Genomic DNA, 18,379 nt, shown 5'->3' on the forward strand with positions numbered 1-18,379 from the left:
GTCGGCGCGCGCGGTGAAACCAGGGTGAGCGCGAGTGAAGGCGTGGCTGAACGGACGGGCGGGCAGCGCCGCCATGGCGCCGATGGCCGCCTTCGCGAAAGCTTACTATTTAAGGTTTACATTGACAGGCGTCTTTGCCCGTCGACAGGAGAGCACGTGGTAGCAACTGGCGTACATGACAAGACGCGCGTGGCCGCAGCGGCATCCGCCGCGCCGGCCGCCCGCGGCATTTCCCGATGGCGCTGCGGCGCCGGATGCGATCGGCGGATCGCATGAGCGCGGTCGCCCCCACACCGGCCGTGCCCGTCGATACGCCCTTGGATGCCGGCCAGGCGGTCTTGCCGCCCGAAGCGCCACTGGCCATGCCGCTGCAGTCGCTGCAGGAAGGCAAGCTGCGCAACAAGCGCCTGCCCAGCACCCCGGTCGGGATCGGCTGGCGGCGCTTCTACGTGTTCGGCACGACTGCGGCGATGACCGCCTACGCTAGCTGGCTGATCTGCAAGGTGCTGCTGATCGGCGGCGTGAGCGTGCTCGAAGCCTGCCTGATGGTGCTGTTCATCCCGTTGTTCGCCTGGATCGCGCTGTCCTTCGTCAGCGCCCTGGCCGGCTTCTTCACCCTGGTGTTCGGCAAGGGCCGCAAGCTCGGTATCGATCCGGACGCGCCGTTGCCGGTCGTGCGCAACCGCACCGCGCTGCTGATGCCCACCTACAACGAGGATCCGCACCGGCTGATGGCTGGCCTGCAGGCGATCTACGAGTCGGTGGAGGCCACCGGCCAGATCGAGCGCTTCGATTTCTTCATCCTCAGCGACACCACGCGCCCGGCGGTCGGCGCGGAAGAAGAAAAGGTGTACGCCGAGCTGGTGGAGCGCGTCGGCGGCCACGGCCGGCTGTTCTACCGGCGCCGCGCCAGCAACGCCGGGCGCAAGGCCGGCAACATCGCCGACTGGGTGCGCCGCTTCGGTGGTGCCTACCCGCAGATGCTGATCCTGGACGCCGACAGCCTGATGACCGGCGACAGCATCGTGCGCCTGGCCGCCGGCATGGAGGCCAACCCCGACGTGGGCCTGATCCAGACCCTGCCGGAAGTGGTCAACGGCAATACCCTGTTCGCGCGCATGCAGCAGTTCGGCGGCCGAGTCTACGGCCCGGTGATCGCCTTCGGCGTGGCCTGGTGGCACGGTTCGGAAAGCAACTACTGGGGCCACAACGCGATGATCCGCACCGAGGCCTTCGCCGCGCAGGCCGGCCTGCCGTCGCTGCCCGGACGCAAGCCGTTCTGCGGCCACGTGCTCAGCCACGACTTCGTCGAGGCGGCGCTGATGCGCCGTGGTGGCTGGGCCATGCACATGGTGCCGTACCTGCAGGGCAGCTACGAGGAAGGCCCGCCGACGCTGACCGACCTGCTGGTGCGCGACCGCCGCTGGTGCCAGGGCAACCTGCAGCACTCCAAGGTGGTGCGCGCGCGCGGCCTGCACTGGGTCAGCCGCATGCACATGCTGATCGGCATCGGCCATTACTTCACCGCGCCGATGTGGGGCATGCTGATGCTGATCGGCATCGCCATTCCCCTGCAGAACGGCGGGTTCGACCTGGTCGCCTCGGTGATCTCGCCGTTCTCGCCGGCGCGCTACTGGCACCAGCAGGATTCCACGCGGGTGGCCTGGGTGTTCGCTGTCACCATGTTCGTGCTGCTGGCGCCCAAGGTGATGGGCTACTTCGCGATGCTGCTCAAGCCCGGCGAACGCCGCGGCTGCGGCGGCGGGGTGCGCGCTTTCGTGAGCATGCTGCTGGAAACGCTGCTGGCCGCGCTGATGGCGCCGGTGGTGATGTACGTGCAGTCGCGCGGCGTCGCCGAAGTGCTGGCCGGCAAGGATTCGGGCTGGGATGCGCAGCAGCGCGACGACGGCCGCATTTCGTGGTCGGCGCTGTTGCGCAGCTACGGTGGACTCAGCGCGTTCGGCCTGCTGATGGGCGGCATGGCCTATGCCGTGTCGCCGTCGCTGGCGGCATGGATGGCGCCGGTGGTGATCGGCATGGCGCTGGCGGTGCCGGTGGTGGCGATCAGTTCCTCGCGGGCCGCCGGCCTGTGGCTGCGCAAGTTGCGCATCCTCGCCATTCCCGAGGAATCGCAGCCGCCGGCGGTGCTGCTGCGCGCGGCGGAACTGCGCCGCGAGGCCGCTGCGCGCCGTGCCGAGGCCGAGGCGCAGGCCCAGGGCTGACGCGGGCATACTAGCCGGCCTCCTCCATCGGGAACCGACATGCTGGAAACAGTGGAACACGAGACCGGCGCTGCGCCGGCCTGGACCGTCCTGTGGCTGCACGGCCTGGGCGCCGACGGCAATGACTTCGCGCCGCTGGTGCCGGAACTGCTGCGGCCGCACTGGCCGGCCATGCGTTTCGTGTTCCCGCACGCGCCGGTGCGGGCGGTGACGATCAACAATGGCGTGCGCATGCGCGCCTGGTACGACATCGTCAGCATGGATTTCTCCAATCGCGCCGACAGCGCCGGTGTCGCCGAATCGGTGGCCCAGGTCGAGGAACTGATCGCGCGCGAGGACGCGCGTGGGGTGCCGGCCGAGCGCCTGCTGCTCGCCGGCTTTTCCCAGGGCGGCGCGATCACCCTGGCCACCGGCCTGCGCCGCGAACGGCCGCTGGCCGGCCTGATCGGCCTGTCCACCTATCTGCCCGAACTGGAGAGCGTCGCCCGCTGGCACGCGCCGGCGGCCCTGCGGCAACCGCTGTTCATGGCCCATGGGCAGGGCGACCCGGTGATCCCGCAGACGTACGCCGAGCGCACCGCGCAGACCCTGCAGGCGCTGGGCATGCCGGTGCAGTGGCGGCGCTACCCGATGGCGCATCAGGTGTGCGCCGAGGAAATCGCCGACCTGGGCGACTGGATGGATGCCTGCCTCGCCGGCACCTGAGCCTGGTGGCCGCCTGGCGGTCTGATGCGATACCCGTGGCGGGCGCCCGGAACCGGGGCTAGTATCGGCCGCAGCGCACGCCAGCCGAGCGAGGGAGACCTGGGTGAAGGTGCTGATCGCCGACGACGAACCCCTGGCGCGCGAACGCCTGCGCACGCTGCTGGCCGCGCATGCCGGCGTGGAAGTGGTGGCCGAAGCCGACAACGGCATGGACGCGCTGCACGCCTGCGCCGCCGCGCAGCCGGACCTGGTGCTGCTGGACATCGCCATGCCCGGCCTCGACGGGCTGGAGGCCGCGCGCCACCTGGCCACGTTCGAGCCGCGCCCGGCGGTGGTGTTCTGCACCGCCTACGACGCGCATGCGCTGTCCGCGTTCGAGGCGGCGGCGATCGACTACCTGATGAAACCGGTGCGCGCCGAGCGCCTGGCCGCGGCCCTGCAGCGCGCCCGCACCTTCATGGCCGGCCGCGTCAACGGCGATGCCGCTGCGCCGGCGCCGCAGCGGCGCACCCACCTGTGCGCGCGCCTGCGCGGCAGCCTGCGGCTGATCCCGGTCGACGACATCCACTATCTGCAGGCCGAGGAAAAGTACGTGGTGGTGCACCACGCCCGCGGCGAGGACCTGATCGAGGAATCGTTGCGCGCGCTGGAGGAGGAGTTCGCCGAGCGCTTCGTGCGCATCCACCGCAACTGCCTGGTCGCGCGCCACGAACTGGTGGAGCTGCGCCGGCTCGGCGAGGGCCAGGTGCAGGCGGTGCTGCGCCATGGCAAGCAGCCGCTGGAGGTCAGCCGGCGCTGCGTGGCGCAGCTGCGCAAGGAGATCCACCAGCGTTGACGCCGGCCAGTTCGCACGGCGGCAGCGGCAGGCAGCGGCTTTCCGCGATAATGCGCGCATGAAGATCCTGCGCATCGCTACCCGCAAGAGTCCGCTCGCCCTGTGGCAGAGCGAGTATGTCGCCGCCTGCCTGCGCCGCGCGCACCCGCACTTGGACGTGGTGCTGGTGCCGATGAGCACCCGCGGCGACGAAGTCCTGGACCGCTCGCTGGCGGCGATCGGCGGCAAGGGCCTGTTCCTGAAGGAACTGGAGCTGGCGATGCTGCGCGGCGAGGCCGATTGCGCGGTGCATTCGCTCAAGGACGTGCCGATGGAGCTGGACCGGCCGTTCGTGCTGCCGGCGATCCTGCCGCGCGCCGATCCGGCCGATGCGCTGATCTCCAACCTCTATGCCTCGCTGGACGCGCTGCCGCTCGGCGCGCGCGTCGGCACCTCCTCGCTGCGGCGGCAGGCGCAACTGCGCGCGCGGCGCCCGGACCTGGAACTGCTGGATCTGCGCGGCAACGTCAACACGCGCCTGGCCAAGCTCGACAACGGCGGCTACGACGGCATCGTGCTGGCCTGCGCCGGCCTGCAGCGGCTGGGCCTGGAGGCGCGCATCACCCAGCGCCTGCAGGCGCCGGACTGGCTGCCGGCCCCGGCGCAGGGCGCGATCGCGGTGGAATGCCGCGAGGACGCCAGCGCCGCGCTGGCGCTGTTCGCCGCGCTCGACGACGCGCCGACCCGTCGTTGCGTGGAGGCGGAGCGGGCGATGAACCGCGCCCTGCACGGCAGCTGCCACGTGCCGGTGGCCGCCTTCGCGCAATGGCGCGGCGACGACCTGCTGCTGCAGGGCCTGGTCGGCGGCGTCGCCGACGGACGCCTGGTGCGCGCGGAGCTGCAGCGCAGCGCCCGGGACCCGGACGCCCTGGGCCAGGCCGTGGCCGAGGCCTTGCTGGGCGCCGGCGCGCGCGAATTGCTGGATGTCGACCTGCCGGTCTGATGGCGTGCGCGGTGCCGCGGCAGCGACTGGTAGAAGCGGCTTCAGGACGCCTCTGACAACGACGAAAGGCCATTCGCAGGAGTGGCCTTGGCCGTGACGGCCGTACCGGAAATGCCCGTCGTGGCTGAAGCCGCTCCTACGACGAGAGGCGGATCAACGGGTCTCTGCGGCGCGGCAGCTCGCCGCACCCCCGTAACTAATCCCGAATCCCCACTTCCAAATCCCCGCTCACTTGAACTTGTAGACCAGGTTCATGGTGGTCAAGGTATCGGTCTTCTTCTTGTCGTCGCTGACGTCGCTGTTGTAGCGCGCCTGCCAGCCGGCCTTCAGCGCCAGGCGCTCGTTCATGCTCACCGAGATGCCCAGGTCGTTCTGCGCGAAGGTGTTGTATGCGCCGGATTCGACCAGCAGGGTGTTGCCCAGTTCGGTGTTGCTGGTCAGGCCGTACTTGAAGTCGACCAGGCCGCGGCCGATCAGGCCGGTCTCGGTGCGGTCCTCGACCACGTCGTGGGCGCGGCGCACGCCGGGACCGATCTGCACATCGATGCTGCGGCGGTCGCCGTCCATGATCCGGGTGCCGTAGCCGATGCCGATCGTGGCCAGGCGGTCGTAGGTGGCGAAGTCGTCGCGCTCGTAGCGCAGCGAGGCGGTCAGCTGGCGGTGTTCGCCGAGCTGCAGCGCGCTGCCGGCGCTGCCGGTGTAGCGGTTGGAGGTGGTCTGGCGCTTGCGCGTGGTGGTGCCGTCCGGATTGGTGTCGGTGTACTCGGCGCTGGCGTGCAGGGCGAGCAGGTCCAGGCTGTGGATCCAGTCGCCGTCCACGTACTGGCCCTTGAGCCGGCCGTTGAGGCTTTCGTTGGTGCTGTTGCCGTGCGAGGAGGCGAAGCCGAGTTCGCCCGATCCGCTCCACGGCGAACTGGCCGGGTCCGTGGTTGCCGACGAGGTGGCGACGTCGGCGGCCCAGGCCGGGGACGTGCTCAGCAGCAACGAGGCGATGGCGGATACGAGGGTGGCGCGGCGGGACATGGCTTCTCTCCGGGGGTGAGGACGCAGCCTTCGGCTAACGAAATGGAAACGATTTCATCATACCGGATCCACATGACACCCTGGCCGGCCCCGGGCGCCGGCTTCATCGACGGTTCGGGCGCGCTGCCGGCCGCTGCGCCGGGCAGGCGTTTTCCGCCCGCGACTCAGACATAATCGAGGCCATGGACCGCTACGAACGCATCAACGCACTGCACCGCCTGCTCAAGTCCGCGCGCTACCCGGTGACGGTGGCGCGGCTGCAGGACGAACTGGGCTGCTCCCGCGCCACCGTCTACCGCGATCTGGCCTTCCTGCGCGATGCGCTGATGGCGCCGGTGGAGGGCGACGGCGAGGCCGGCTTCCGCTACGAATCCGGCGAGAGCGACCGTTTCGAGCTGCCGGGGCTGTGGCTGAGTTCGGAGGAACTGCATGCGCTGCTGGCCTCGCAGCAGTTGCTGGCGCGTACCGGCGGCGGGGTGCTGTCCTCGGTGCTGGCGCCGCTGCAGCAGCGCATCGAGAGCCTGCTCGCGGCCCAGGCGGGGGCGACCCATTGGCCGGTGGAGCGGGTGCGGGTGATCCCGCACCGCGGCCGCAAGCTCGACGAAGCCAGTTTCCGCACCGTCGCCTCGGCGGTGCTGGAGCGCAAGCGCCTGTCCTTCGACTACCGCGCCCGCTCCACCGACGAATCGACCAAGCGCACGGTGTCGCCGCAGCGCATCACCCACTACCGCGACAACTGGTACCTGGACGCCTGGGACCATGGCCGCGACGCGGTGCGCAGCTTCGCGGTGGACCGCATCAACCATGCGCGCCTGCTCGACCAGCCGGCGCAGGACGTGGCCGACGCCGAGCTGGATTCGCAGCTGGCGGCCAGCTACGGCATCTTCTCCGGCGCGCCCAAGGGCTGGGCCACCATCGTGTTCAGCCCCAAGGCGGCGCGCTGGGTCGCCGACGAGCACTGGCATTCCAAGCAGCAGGGCCGCTTCCTGGCCGACGGCCGCTACGAACTGAAGGTGCCCTACAGCGTCTCGCGCGAACTGCTGATGGACGTGCTGCACTACGGCTCGGATGCGGAGATCGTCGAGCCGCGGTCGCTGCGCGAGCAGGCCAAGGCGCTGCTGTCGCTGGCGTTGAGCAACTACAGCGACGATTGAGGCGCCGCTGCGCGCGGCGTGATTTCCGTAGCAGCGGCTTCAGCCGCGACATGACCGGAAAGCGTCGCGGCTGAAGCCGCTCCTACGTGGGAACTGGCGTGCCGCGGCGGCGTGCGCCGTAGCGTGCGGGATGCAGTCCGTCTCTGGGCGACGCAGCGGCCCTCGTAGGAGCGGCTTCAGCCGCGACTGGGGCATTCCGCCGCTGACCGCTGCAGCCTGGAGGTGGACGCCTAGGCCGCGTCCAGTGGCGCGCCGCCACCCAGGATCACGCCGATATTGCGCTCGATCCAGTCCACCAGCGCGTGCACGTGCGCCGCGGCTTCCTCGCCGAGCGGGGTCAGGTCGTACTCCACGTGCGGCGGCACCACCGGGTAGGCAGTGCGCTGCACCAGGCCGTCCGCCTCCAGCGCCTGCAGGGTCTGCGACAGCATCTTCTCGCTGACGCCTTCCAGGCTGCGGCGCAGGTCGCCGAAACGGTGGGTGCCCTTGCGCAGCGCCACCAGCACCAGCACGCCCCAGCGGCTGGTGACATGGCTGAGCACGGCGCGGGACGGGCAGTTCTGCGCGAACACCTGGCCGCGCAGCAGGGTGGCGTCCGCGCAGCCGCGGGGCGCTTCGTCGAGGGGTTCGGAAAGGACGCTGGCCAAGCGATGCACCTGTCTGTGGGGGAGGGCGCCCCGATCATACGGGCCGCGCCGGGCGCTTCGCTGAGCGGCGGGTGATCGTGGCGTCGCTCCCATGCCGGGCGTGCGATGGCGTGGCGGCGGCGAGCGTTGGCAGCCGTGGGACGCTGCGGACCGAACGGCTTATGGGCGGCACCGGGTGCGCCGGCGGCGCGGGCCGGGTCGTTCGTCGCGACCGGCCTGGCCCAGGGTGTTGCCTAGGGCTTGTTCGGCACTTCGAAGCCGAGCTTGCCGACCTGGTCGCGGCGTTGCGGCACGCGCTTGAGCTTGTCGATGTTGACCCCGTACTGGTGGTCCAGCTTGTCGACCAGTTCGCGGTATTGCTTGTGGCTCATGTTCGGCGAGCGTGCGAATACCCAGGCCAGGTCGCGGCCGGGGTAGTCGATCAGCGCCCAGGAATAGTCCGGCGCCACCTCCAGGATGCGGTACTTGGTGGGCACCATCCTGAAGAACCAGGTGGTCCAGCGGCGGTTGCCGGTGCCTTCCTTGACCGTGGCGCGGGAGTTGAGCTCCTTGACCGGTTCGTCGAAGCCGTTGCGGTACTCGTAGCGCACCGCGATCTTGCCGTCGTCCTTGAGGGTGTACTCGTCGCTGCTGGCGACGTGGCCGCGCTCGGCGAAGTACGGCACGTGGGCGATCACGTACCAGCGGCCCATGAAGCGTTGCAGATCGATCGGCGGCTGTGCCGGCTCCTGTTCCGGGTCCGGCGACTTGGCGCGGGCCGTCGGCAAGGGGACGGCCATGCCCAGCAGCAGCACGGAAGCGAACAGGGAAAGCAGGCGCATAGGAGGGTTCCGGGGCGAAAGGCGAACGCCGGTGAAGTATGCGCGTGCGCCATGTCAATGATGCGTCGCAGCCTCTGAGATGTCGCAGCGGCAACCTGCGCGCCTCGACTTCCAGGAACTGCCGCCATGCCGATCGTCTCGTCGTCCCCGCGCCACCACGTCCCGCACCCCGGCCTGCGCCGCCTGCTGCGCCAGGCGATCCTCGCCGGACTGGCCCTGGTCCTGGTGTGGCCGGCCGCGCGCGGCCACAGCGAATGGCTGGGTTGGCGGCCGCTGTGGCTGCTGGGCATGCCGCTGAGCGCCTGGTGGGCCCTGCATCGCTTCCCGCTGCCGCCGCTGCGCCGGCTGTGGGGGCAATGGCGGGCCCGGCCGCGGGCGCAGGCGCGGCGGCGCCGGCCGGCGCTGCGGAGCGCGCGCCCAGCCTGACCTTCGGCAGGGGAGGGCGGCGAGGCCGCATGCTACGGTGCGGCGCTGTCCTTCCCGGATCCGAACCATGTCCTCACTCGCACACGCCTGCCTGATCGCCGGCCTGCTCGCCGCCGGCACCGCCGCGGCCAAGGAAACCGCGATGCCCCAAGACCCCTATGCCTGGCTCGAAGACGTCACCGGCGCCAAGGCGCTTGACTGGGTCAAGGCGCAGAACGCCAAGACCGAGGCGCGCCTGGCCGACACCCCCGCCTTCAAGGCCCGCGAGGCCGGCATCCGCGAGGTGCTGGATTCCGACGCCAAGATCCCGGCCGTGCAGAAGATCGGCCCGTACTACTACAACCTGTGGAAGGACCGCGCGCACGAGCGCGGCCTGTGGCGCCGCACCACCCTGGACGAGTACCGCAAGCCCGAGCCGAAGTGGGAGACGGTGCTGGACCTGGATGCGCTGAACAAGGCCGAGGGCGAGAACTGGGTGTGGCATGGCGCCAACTGCCTGCGCCCGGAGTACCGCCGCTGCCTGATCGCGCTGTCGCGCGGCGGCGCCGACGCCGACGTCACCCGCGAGTTCGACCTGAGCAGCAAGCAGTGGATCAAGGACGGCTTCTTCCGTCCCGAGGCCAAGGGCGGGCTGAGCTGGATCGATGCCGACACCGTCTATCTGTACACCGACTTCGGCCCCGGCTCGCTGACCAGCTCCGGCTACCCGCGCGTCGTCAAGCAGTGGAAGCGCGGCACCCCGATGAGCAGCGCCACGCTGGTCTACGAGGGCAAGCCGGACGACATGTACATCGCGGCGATGCACGACGACACGCCTGGCTACGAGCGCGATTTCGTCAGCCGCACGCTGGCCTTCTACAACGATGAGATGTACCTGCGCGGCACCGATGGCCGCCTGACCAAGATCGACGTGCCCAATTCGGCCAACAAGGGCGTGCACCGCCAGTGGCTGACCCTGGAGCTGCGCGATCCGTGGACGGTGGGCGGCACGACCTACCCGGCCGGTGCGCTGCTGGCGACCAAGTTCGACGACTTCATGGCCGGCAAGCGCAACTTCCAGGTGCTGTTCACGCCGACCGAGACCGCGTCGCTGGCGTCCTTCGCCTGGACCAAGTCGCGGCTGGTGCTGAACGTGCTCGACGACGTCAAGAGCCGGCTGTGGGTGCTGACCCCGGGCGAGGGCGAGTGGGCGCGCACGGCGTTTCCGGTCGGCGACCTGGCCTTCGGCAGCACCAGCGTCGATGCGGTCGATGCCGACGAGAACGACCAGGTGTGGCTGACCTCCACCGACTTCCTGACCCCGACCACGCTGATGCTGGCCGACGTGCAGCGCGGGCCGCAGAGCATCGAGACGCTGAAGGCGATGCCGAGCTTCTTCGACGCGTCCAAGGACGAAATCGAGCAGCACTTCGCCGTGTCCAAGGACGGCACCAAGGTCCCGTACTTCCTGGTCCGGCCCAAGCAGCTCAAGGCCGACGGCAGCGCGCCGACCCTGCTGTATGCCTACGGCGGTTTCGAGATCTCGATGACCCCGTTCTACTCCGGCAGCCTGGGCCGCGCCTGGCTCGACCAGGGTGGCGTGTACGCGCTGGCCAACATCCGCGGCGGCGGCGAGTACGGCCCGCGCTGGCACCAGGCGGCGCTGAAGCAGAACCGGCACAAGGCCTACGAGGACATGGCGGCGGTGGCGCAGGATCTGGTCGCGCGCAAGATCACCTCGGCCAAGCACCTGGGCGTGCAGGGCGGCAGCAACGGCGGGCTGATGGCCGGCAACATGCTGATGCAGTACCCGCAGCTGTTCGGCGCGGTGGTGGTGCAGGTGCCGCTGCTGGACATGAAGCGCTACAGCCACCTGCTGGCCGGCGCCTCGTGGATGGCCGAGTACGGCAACCCGGACACCGACGACTGGAAGTTCATCCAGACCTTCTCGCCGTACCACCTGTTCGACCCGAAGAAGACCTATCCGCCGGTGATCTTCCTGACCTCCACGCGCGACGACCGCGTGCATCCGGGTCATGCGCGGAAGATGGCGGCGAAGATGATCGACGCTGGCAAGAACGTGACCTACTACGAGAACATCGAAGGCGGCCACGGCGGCGCGGCCAACAACGCGCAGGCGGCGCACATGCAGGCGCTGGCGTACAGCTTCCTGTGGGAGCAGCTGTCCAAGTGAGTGGTGCGGTCCGCGTCCCGGTCGGGGCGCGGACCATCTCCGGCCTGGCGCGTGCAAGCCATTGAACGCGCGAGCCCGCGTGCACCGCGTCGCGTCGCGTCGCGATCGCGTCGACGCCATGCCTGCTCTCTGCTCGATTTCAGGTCGCCGCCGCAGCGGGTGCTCAGGTGCCGCCGGCCAAAGGCTTGACCAAGGTCAGCGAACGGACCTCATAACCCAGTTCTTCGTACACGTGCAGCGCGTGCGTGTTGAAGGCCCAGACGTTCAGGCGCATTTCGACACCGCCACGCAGTGCCACCCAGTCGTGCGCACGCTGCATCAGCGCCGGGCCGATGCCCTGGCCCCGATGGCGGCCGGTGATGCCTATGCTGCCCACCCGGCCGAAGCGCATGGGCTGCAGCAGCGAGTGCGATTCCGTCACCATGCCGACCGTGACGAAGCCGACGAGAACGCCCTGTGTTTCGGCGACGAAGGTGGTGGCATCGTCCCGGCCAATGCTGCTGTTCCAGTGCGCCGCATCGCGGTCCGCATCGCCGGCGCCGGCGAAGACGTGGGGAAATGCCTCATGGTGCAGCGCATTGACTTCTTCGCCGAGTGCGCAGATCGCACGCAGATCCGATTCCATGGCTTCGCGGTAGATGAGCATGCCAGGCTCCAGTCGCTGTCGCGTGCCGTTGTTGGTCGCCTCAGCGCGCCCAGCGCGTCAGTCCACGCGCAATCCGCTCCACCGCCTGTTCCAGCCGCGGCAGGCTCTGGGTGTAGGCGATGCGCACGTGCTGGCGGGCGCGGTGACGACCGAAATCCACGCCCGGGGTGAACGCGACGTGCTCGGTTTCCAGGAAGTGCGCGCAGAACGCCTGCGCATCGTCGGTGAAATCGGACACGTCGGCGTACAGGTAGAACGCGCCCTCCGGCTCGACGTCGATGCGGAAGCCGAGCGCGCGCAGCGCCGGCAGCAGGTAGTCGCGGCGCTGGGCGAATTCGGCGCGGCGCGCTTCCAGGATCTGCAGCGTTTCCGGCAGGAAACAGGCCAGCGCGGCGTGCTGGGCGATGCTGGGCGCGCTGATGTACAGGTTCTGCGCCAGCTTCTCCAGCGACGGCACCGCCGCGCGCGGCGCCACCAGCCAGCCCAGGCGCCAGCCGGTCATGCCGAAATATTTGGAGAAGCTGTTGAGCACATAGGCGTCGTCGTCGACCTCCAGCACGCTGGGTGCGTCGATGCCGTAGCTCAGGCCATGGTAGATCTCGTCCACCACCAGGTGCCCGCCGCGGGCGCGCAGCGTCTGCGACAGCGCGGCCAGTTCGGCGCGCGACAGCACGGTACCGGTGGGATTGGCTGGCGAGGCCACCAGCGCGCCGACGCTGTCCGCGTTCCAGTGCCGCTGCACCAAATCGGGGGTCAGTTGGTAGCGGCTGTCCGGGCCGACCGGCACCAGCTGCGCGCTGCCTTCGACCAGGCGCAGGAAATGGCGGTTGCACGGGTAACCGGGGTCGGCCATCAGCCAGTGGCGGCCGGGATCGACCAGCAGCGCGCTGGCCAGCAGCAGCGCGCCGGAGCCGCCGGGCGTGATCAGGATGCGTGCCGGGTCCAGGTCGACGTCGTGGCGCTGCCGGTAGAAGTCCGCCAGCGCCTGGCGCAGGGCCGGGAGGCCGCGCGCGGCGGTGTAGCGGGTATGGCCGGCGCCCAGCGCGGCCTGGCCGGCGGCGACGATTGGTGCGGCGGTGGTGAAGTCCGGTTCGCCGATCTCCAGGTGGATCACGTCGTGGCCGGCCTGCTCCAGTTCGTTGGCGCGGGCCAGCAGGGCCATCACGTGGAAGGGTTCGATCTCGCGGCTGCGCTGGCTGTAGCCAGGCGCGGCGGACGAGGCACTGAGGGTGTCGCCGTGAAGGGAAGCCATGTCGCCGATGATAGAGGAGGGTGCTGTCGCGCGTGTTAGCCGTGTCGAGAGGACTGCGAAGCGCGGTGCCGTGCCAGGCGCCGCGTGCGCTGCACCCAGGCGGAACGCTCGTGCAGCGCGGTGCATGTGTCGGTCGGCGTGTCAGGCGTCGCGATCCCCGCGAACAAGCGGTCGTGGCACGCCCATGCGCCATGGCGCGAAAGGCGGCATGCCGCAGCGCCATCGCGGCGCCGCGGGTCGCCGAGCGACCGAATTTCATGCCGTATCGCGCGCGCGGCCTCGGCACGCTTGCCACGGCGCGGCGTTGCAGGGAGACTCGGCCGGCACTGCGCGGCGCCCGCCCGCTGCCGCCGCCCGGCCGGGGCGGCGCGTCCCGTTGCGTTACCGCCGCCGGAGCCCCATTAGATGCCCCACCGCCCCTTGCTAGCGAGCCTTGTCCTGCTCATGACCGCCTCCTTCGCTTCCTCCGCCTCCGCCGCCGCGGCCACTCCGCCGCATCCGGCCAAGCAGCCGCACGCGGTCAAGGCGCCGTTCGGCGCCGTTCGCCAGGACGCCTACTACTGGCTGCGCGACGACACGCGCAAGAACCCGCAGATGTTGGCCTATCTCAACGCCGAGAACGCCTACGCCGACCAGGTGCTGAAGCCGCTCAAGCCGCTGGAAGACCGGCTGTACGAAGAGATCGTCGGCCGCATCAAGCAGGACGACAGCAGCGTGCCGTATCGCGAGCGCGGCTACTGGTATTACACCCGCTACGAGAGCGGCAAGGACTACCCGATCCAGGCACGCCGCAAGGGCAGCATGGAGGCGCCGGAAGAGATCCTGCTCGACGTCAACATCATGGCCGCCGGCAAGGGCTATTTCAGCGTCGGCGATGCGGCGGTCAGCCAGGACAACCGCATTCTGGCCTGGACCGAGGACGAGGTGGGCCGCCGCCAGTACGTGGTGCGCTTCAAGAACCTGGACACCGGCGAGGTCTACGCCGATCGCATTCCCGGCGTGTCGCCGGACGTGGTCTGGGCCGACGACAACAAGACCCTGTTCTACGTCGAGAACGACCCGGAGACGCTGCTGACGGTGCGGGTCAAGAAGCACGTGCTGGGCACCCCGGCGGCGCAGGACGTGCTGGTGTACGAGGAAAAGGACGACAGCTTCTACATGGGCGTGGGCCGCACCCGCGACGACAAGTACATCGTCATCGGCGTGGAAAGCACCGTGTCCTCCGAGCAGCGCTACGCGCCGGCCGCCGATCCGCAGCGCTTCACCGTGCTGGCGCCGCGCGAGCGCGACGTCGAGTACCACGCCGACCACTTCGACGGCCGCTGGGTGATCCGCACCAACTGGAAGGCCAAGAACTACGCGCTGATGACCGCGCCCGACGGCGCCACGGCGCGCAGCCAGTGGCAGAGCTGGTTGCCCTACGACGAGAAGGTGTTCATCGACGGCTTCGAACTGTTCGACGGCTTCACCGCCATCGCCGAGCGCTCCGACGGCCTGGAGCGGATCCGTCTGCACTTCGCCGACGGCAAGGAGGAGTACGTCAAGGCCGACGAGCCGGCGTATTCGATGGGCCTGTCGATCAACGCCGAGCCGGACACGCCGTGGCTACGCTACAGCTACACCTCGCTGACCACCCCGGCCACCACCTACGAACTCAACACCCGCACCGGCGAGCGCAAGCTGCTCAAGCAGCAGCCGGTGATCGGCTACGACGCCAGCAAGTACCAGACCGAACGCGTCTGGGTGACCGCGCGCGACGGGGTCAAGGTGCCGGTGTCGCTGGTCTACAAGAAGGGCTTCAAGAAGGACGGCAGCGCCGCGCTGTACCAGTACGCCTACGGCAGCTACGGCATGTCCACCGACCCGGCGTTCAACCTGCCGGTGGTCAGCCTGCTCGACCGCGGCGTGGTCTATGCCATCGCGCACATCCGCGGCGGCCAGGAAATGGGCCGCGACTGGTACGACCAGGGCAAGCTGCTGCACAAGAAGAACACCTTCACCGATTTCATCGACGTCACCCGCGGGCTGGTGCAACAGGGCTACGCCGCGCCTGACCGCGTGGCCGCGGCCGGCGGCAGTGCCGGCGGCCTGCTGATGGGCGCGGTGGCCAACATGGCGCCCAAGGACTACCGCGTGCTGGTGGCGCAGGTGCCGTTCGTGGACGTGGTCACCACTATGCTCGACCCGAGCATCCCGCTGACCACCAACGAGTACGACGAGTGGGGCAATCCCGAGCAGAAGGCGTACTACGACTACATGCTCAGCTACTCCCCCTACGACAACGTTACCCGCCAGGCCTATCCGGCGATGTACGTCGGCACCGGTCTGTGGGACTCGCAGGTGCAGTACTGGGAGCCGGCCAAGTGGGTGGCCAAGCTGCGCGAGAACGACACCGGCAGCCAGCCGATCGTGTTCCGCGTCAACATGGAAGCCGGCCACGGCGGCAAGTCCGGCCGCTTCCGTCGTTACCGCGAAATGGCCGAGTCCTACGCCTTCATGCTGGACCAGCTGGGCGTGGAGCAGCCGGCCAAGTGAGCGTGGCACGCATCGGCTGGCCTGCGGGGCAGCCGATGTGCCGACCCTTTGGGCGCGGTGCCGGGTCAGCCTGCGCTGAGGTCTGAAGGGGACGCTGGCGTCGTTCGTCGTCATGACGGACCTCCCAAGGAGCGACCCGGCGCACTCGGAAGAGCGGCATCAGCTGACCGATCGCCTTCCTCTTTTGCGGTCTGGCAGGAAGCGCCGTCGCCGCGTAGGAGCGGCTTCAGCCGCGACGGGCATTCCCGGTAACGCGCGTCGCGGCTGAAGCCGCTCCTACGAAGGGCGGATCGCGTGTGTCTCACGCGAGGGCCGGCCGTGGTGCTGATGGTCTGGTCACTCCCTGTGGGAGGGACTTCAGTCCCGACTGCAATGAGACCAGATGCACCAGTGGCTTCGCGCCTCGCGGCTGAAGCCGCTCCTACGGTGGACGGTGGGCGGAACGCTTGATCACCGCGAGAGCAGGCAGCAGCGCTGGTGGCTTGGTCACTCCCTGTGGGAGGGACTTCAGTCCCGACTGCAATGAGTCGGATACGCCATCGCCGCGCTCGTCGCGGCTGAAGCGGCTCCCACAGCCGCTGCCGCACGGCCACCGCGGTTGCCTCGGCAGGCGGTCGATGCCTGCCCGCGCCGGCGCGGGCTTATCATGGCCCGATGCGTCCGAACTCCCGTTTCCGCTGGGCCTGGTGGCTGCTGGCCTATGCCAGCCTGGCGACCGGCATCGTCGGCATCTTCGTGCCGGGCTTGCCGACCACGGTGTTCGTGCTGATCGCCGCCTATGCCGCTGCGCGCGGTTCGCCGCGGCTGCGCCGGCGCCTGCTGCGCGATCCGCGTTTCGGCCGCAGCATCCGCGACTGGGAACGGCATGGCGCGGTCAGCCGCCGCGGCAAGTGGATGGCGACGCTGGCCATGGCCGCGTGCGCGCTGGTGCTGCTGCTGTTCGTGCACCGGCTGTGGGTGCAGGTGCTGGCGATCGGCTGCATGAGCGTGGTGGCGCTGTGGTTGTGGTGGCGGCCGGAACCGCCGCGCGAATGAGCGCGGCGCGGCCTGCGACCGCGGCACGGCCGGTTCATGCCGGTGTGGCTATACTCGGCGCATGAGCACATCGTCTTCTTCTTCGATCCGTCTCGTCCTCCCCGCCGTTGCGCTGCTGGCCCTGGCCGGCTGCGGCAACAAGGGGCCGCTGGTGATGCCGCAGAAGCCGGTGCCGGTGGAAGCCGCGCCCGCCACGCCCGCGCCCGACGCGACGCCGCCGGCGACCACCGATCCTGCCGGGCAGGCGCAACCGGTGGACGGGCAGCGCCCGCCGGCCAACGACACCACCATGCCCACCAATGGGAATGAGTGAGGCCCGCCGCGACGCGCGCCTGCGTTTCAGCAAGATGCAGGGCGCGGGCAACGATTTCGTGGTGCTCGACCTGCGCGACGGCACCGCGCCGCCGGACGCCGCACTGGCGATGCGTCTGGCCGACCGCCACTTCGGCGTCGGCTGCGACCAGATTCTGACCATCGAACCCCCGCATGCCGCCGACGCGGTGGCCAGCTACGGCATCTGGAACACCGACGGCAGTGCGGCCGGGCAGTGCGGCAACGGCGCGCGCTGCATCGCCGCCTGGCTGGTGCGCGACGGCAGCGCGCCGGCCGCGGACGATTTCGTCATCGAAAGCCCTGCCGGCAGTCACCACATCAGCCGCGGCGCCGACGGCGCGTTCGCCGTGGCGATGGGCGTGCCGCGCTTCGCGCCGGAGGAGGTGCCGCTGGTCGGCTTCCCGCGCGCGCGCGAGGAGTACGTGCTGCCGCTGCAGGGCGGCAGCGTGCGCTTCGGCGCGGTGTCGATGGGCAACCCGCACGCGGTGCTGGAAGTGGGCCTGGTCGATGCGGCGCCGGTGGACCGCCTGGGCCCGTTGCTGCAGCAGCACGCCTCGTTCCCGGATTCGGTGAACGTCGGCTTCGTGCAGGTGATCGACCGCGGCCACCTGCGTCTGCGCGTGTACGAGCGCGGGGTCGGCGAGACCCTGGCCTGCGGCAGCGGCGCCTGCGCGGCGGCCGCAGTGATGATGCAGCGCGGCCGGGTGGAGCGCGACGTGCGCGTCAGCCTGCCGGGCGGCGAGCTGCGCGTGCAGTGGCCGGACGACACCGCGCCGGTGGTGATGTCCGGGCCGGCGACCTTCGTCTTCGATGGAGAGTGGATCCGATGAGCGACAGCCAGGACAAGCTCGGTGCGCACGAGGTGGCCGCGTGGCTGCGGCGCCATCCCGGCTTCCTCAAGCAGTTTCCCGATCTGGCGCTGACCCTGGTGGTGCCGCGCGACGACGGCCCCACCGCGTCGCTGGCCAGCTACCAGCTGGAAGTGCTGCGCGACAAGAACCGCGAACTGTCGCGGCGGCTGGCCGACCTGGCCGCCAACGCGCAGGTCAACGAACGGCTGGCGGTGCGCACCCACCAGTTGACTCTGGCGCTGATGCGCCAGCGCAGCGCCGCCGACAGCGTGCGCGCCATGGCCGCCTCGCTGCAGGAGGATTTCCAGGGCGACCTGGTCAGCATCGTGCTGCTGCAGCCCTTGCCTGGCCTGGAGCAGGCGCCGTGGCTGCAGGTGCTGGCGGCGGACGATCCGCGGCTGGCGCCGTTCCGCGATTGCCTGAAGGACGGCGAGCCGATCTGCGGTCGCCTGCAACCGGAAAAGCAGGCGCTGCTGTACGGCGAGCGCGTGGACGAGGTGCAATCCACCGCGCTGCTGCCGCTGCCCGGCCTGGGCCTGATCGCGGTCGGCAGCCGCGACCCGAACCGTTTCTATCCCGGCATGGGCACCTTGTTCCTGCGCATGATGGGCGAGGCGCTGGCGGTGGCGTTGCAGCGATGAGTGGGGCCGGGACTCGGGATCCGGGACCCGGGACCCGGGGAAAAGCCACGACCGGGACCGCCGTCCATGAGGCGGGGAAGGAGACTGCAGGCGCTGCG

General features: G+C 69.9%; 17 protein-coding genes. 12 read left to right on the plus strand and 5 right to left on the minus strand.

Annotated elements, in window-relative coordinates:
* Window positions 1-272 precede the first annotated feature (272 nt).
* From mdoH to hemC, 4 genes are all read left to right on the plus strand, one after another.
* Window positions 273-2,222, plus strand: a complete 1,950-nt coding sequence (gene mdoH / locus NUG21_RS04015) for a glucans biosynthesis glucosyltransferase MdoH (protein WP_263392352.1) — start codon at window positions 273-275, stop codon at window positions 2,220-2,222.
* A 39-nt stretch (window positions 2,223-2,261) separates the two neighbouring features.
* Window positions 2,262-2,927 carry an alpha/beta hydrolase gene (locus tag NUG21_RS04020; protein WP_160945480.1) on the plus strand — a complete coding sequence of 222 codons (666 nt, stop codon included), beginning with the start codon at window positions 2,262-2,264 and terminating at the stop codon, window positions 2,925-2,927.
* 103 nt (window positions 2,928-3,030) lie between these two features.
* Window positions 3,031-3,762: a LytR/AlgR family response regulator transcription factor gene (locus tag NUG21_RS04025; protein WP_242081969.1), complete on the plus strand. Its 732-nt coding sequence runs from the start codon at window positions 3,031-3,033 to the stop codon at window positions 3,760-3,762.
* Between the two features lie 58 nt (window positions 3,763-3,820).
* Window positions 3,821-4,744: a hydroxymethylbilane synthase gene (gene hemC, locus NUG21_RS04030; protein WP_263392353.1), complete on the plus strand. Its 924-nt coding sequence runs from the start codon at window positions 3,821-3,823 to the stop codon at window positions 4,742-4,744.
* A 228-nt stretch (window positions 4,745-4,972) separates the two neighbouring features.
* Here hemC and NUG21_RS04035 read toward each other — a convergent pair whose 3' ends face one another.
* The gene (locus tag NUG21_RS04035; protein WP_160945477.1) at window positions 4,973-5,767 is read right to left on the minus strand and encodes a DUF481 domain-containing protein; all 795 of its coding nucleotides are present in this window, start codon (window positions 5,765-5,767) and stop codon (window positions 4,973-4,975) included.
* Window positions 5,768-5,949: 182 nt separating this feature from the next.
* Between NUG21_RS04035 and NUG21_RS04040 the strand changes: the two genes are divergently transcribed.
* Window positions 5,950-6,921, plus strand: coding sequence for a helix-turn-helix transcriptional regulator (locus NUG21_RS04040; protein ID WP_010341069.1), 972 nt, complete (start codon window positions 5,950-5,952; stop codon window positions 6,919-6,921).
* Window positions 6,922-7,151: 230 nt separating this feature from the next.
* Here NUG21_RS04040 and NUG21_RS04045 read toward each other — a convergent pair whose 3' ends face one another.
* The gene (locus NUG21_RS04045; protein ID WP_160945476.1) at window positions 7,152-7,568 is read right to left on the minus strand and encodes a winged helix-turn-helix transcriptional regulator; all 417 of its coding nucleotides are present in this window, start codon (window positions 7,566-7,568) and stop codon (window positions 7,152-7,154) included.
* A 233-nt stretch (window positions 7,569-7,801) separates the two neighbouring features.
* The gene (locus NUG21_RS04050) at window positions 7,802-8,347 is read right to left on the minus strand and encodes a lipocalin family protein (protein ID WP_237473033.1); all 546 of its coding nucleotides are present in this window, start codon (window positions 8,345-8,347) and stop codon (window positions 7,802-7,804) included.
* Between the two features lie 168 nt (window positions 8,348-8,515).
* Here NUG21_RS04050 and NUG21_RS04055 point away from each other — a divergent pair, with 168 nt between their 5' ends.
* Entirely contained in the window at window positions 8,516-8,815 is a 300-nt protein-coding gene (locus NUG21_RS04055; protein WP_160945474.1) for a hypothetical protein, read from the plus strand.
* 67 nt (window positions 8,816-8,882) lie between these two features.
* On the plus strand, window positions 8,883-10,988 hold the full coding sequence (locus NUG21_RS04060; protein ID WP_160945473.1) for a prolyl oligopeptidase family serine peptidase: 2,106 nt from the start codon (window positions 8,883-8,885) through the stop codon (window positions 10,986-10,988).
* A 163-nt stretch (window positions 10,989-11,151) separates the two neighbouring features.
* Here the strand turns inward: NUG21_RS04060 and NUG21_RS04065 are convergent, their stop codons facing one another.
* Together NUG21_RS04065 and NUG21_RS04070 are read right to left on the minus strand one after the other, a co-directional pair.
* Entirely contained in the window at window positions 11,152-11,634 is a 483-nt protein-coding gene (locus tag NUG21_RS04065; protein WP_019796333.1) for a GNAT family N-acetyltransferase, read from the minus strand.
* A gap of 40 nt (window positions 11,635-11,674) precedes the next feature.
* Window positions 11,675-12,886 (minus strand): pyridoxal phosphate-dependent aminotransferase, encoded by a 1,212-nt coding sequence (locus tag NUG21_RS04070; protein ID WP_263392354.1) that lies wholly within the window; start codon window positions 12,884-12,886, stop codon window positions 11,675-11,677.
* A 444-nt stretch (window positions 12,887-13,330) separates the two neighbouring features.
* Between NUG21_RS04070 and NUG21_RS04075 the strand changes: the two genes are divergently transcribed.
* From NUG21_RS04075 to NUG21_RS04095, 5 genes are all read left to right on the plus strand, one after another.
* Window positions 13,331-15,421: a S9 family peptidase gene (locus NUG21_RS04075; RefSeq protein ID WP_184502642.1), complete on the plus strand. Its 2,091-nt coding sequence runs from the start codon at window positions 13,331-13,333 to the stop codon at window positions 15,419-15,421.
* Between the two features lie 654 nt (window positions 15,422-16,075).
* Entirely contained in the window at window positions 16,076-16,456 is a 381-nt protein-coding gene (locus NUG21_RS04080) for a YbaN family protein (protein ID WP_263392355.1), read from the plus strand.
* Window positions 16,457-16,517: 61 nt separating this feature from the next.
* A complete protein-coding gene (locus tag NUG21_RS04085) occupies window positions 16,518-16,769 on the plus strand; it encodes an LPS translocon maturation chaperone LptM (RefSeq protein WP_263392356.1) in 252 nt (83 codons plus the stop codon).
* Window positions 16,762-17,619 carry a diaminopimelate epimerase gene (gene dapF / locus NUG21_RS04090; protein WP_263392357.1) on the plus strand — a complete coding sequence of 286 codons (858 nt, stop codon included), beginning with the start codon at window positions 16,762-16,764 and terminating at the stop codon, window positions 17,617-17,619. Before NUG21_RS04085 ends, dapF begins: the two co-directional genes overlap by 8 nt.
* Entirely contained in the window at window positions 17,616-18,281 is a 666-nt protein-coding gene (locus NUG21_RS04095; protein ID WP_152180725.1) for a DUF484 family protein, read from the plus strand. The genes dapF and NUG21_RS04095 overlap by 4 nt, the downstream gene beginning before the upstream one ends.
* Window positions 18,282-18,379 lie beyond the last annotated feature (98 nt).

Origin of the sequence: Xanthomonas sp. CFBP 8445 (assembly GCF_025666235.1) — a bacterium.
GTDB classification, from domain to species: Bacteria; Pseudomonadota; Gammaproteobacteria; order Xanthomonadales; family Xanthomonadaceae; genus Xanthomonas_A; species Xanthomonas_A indica.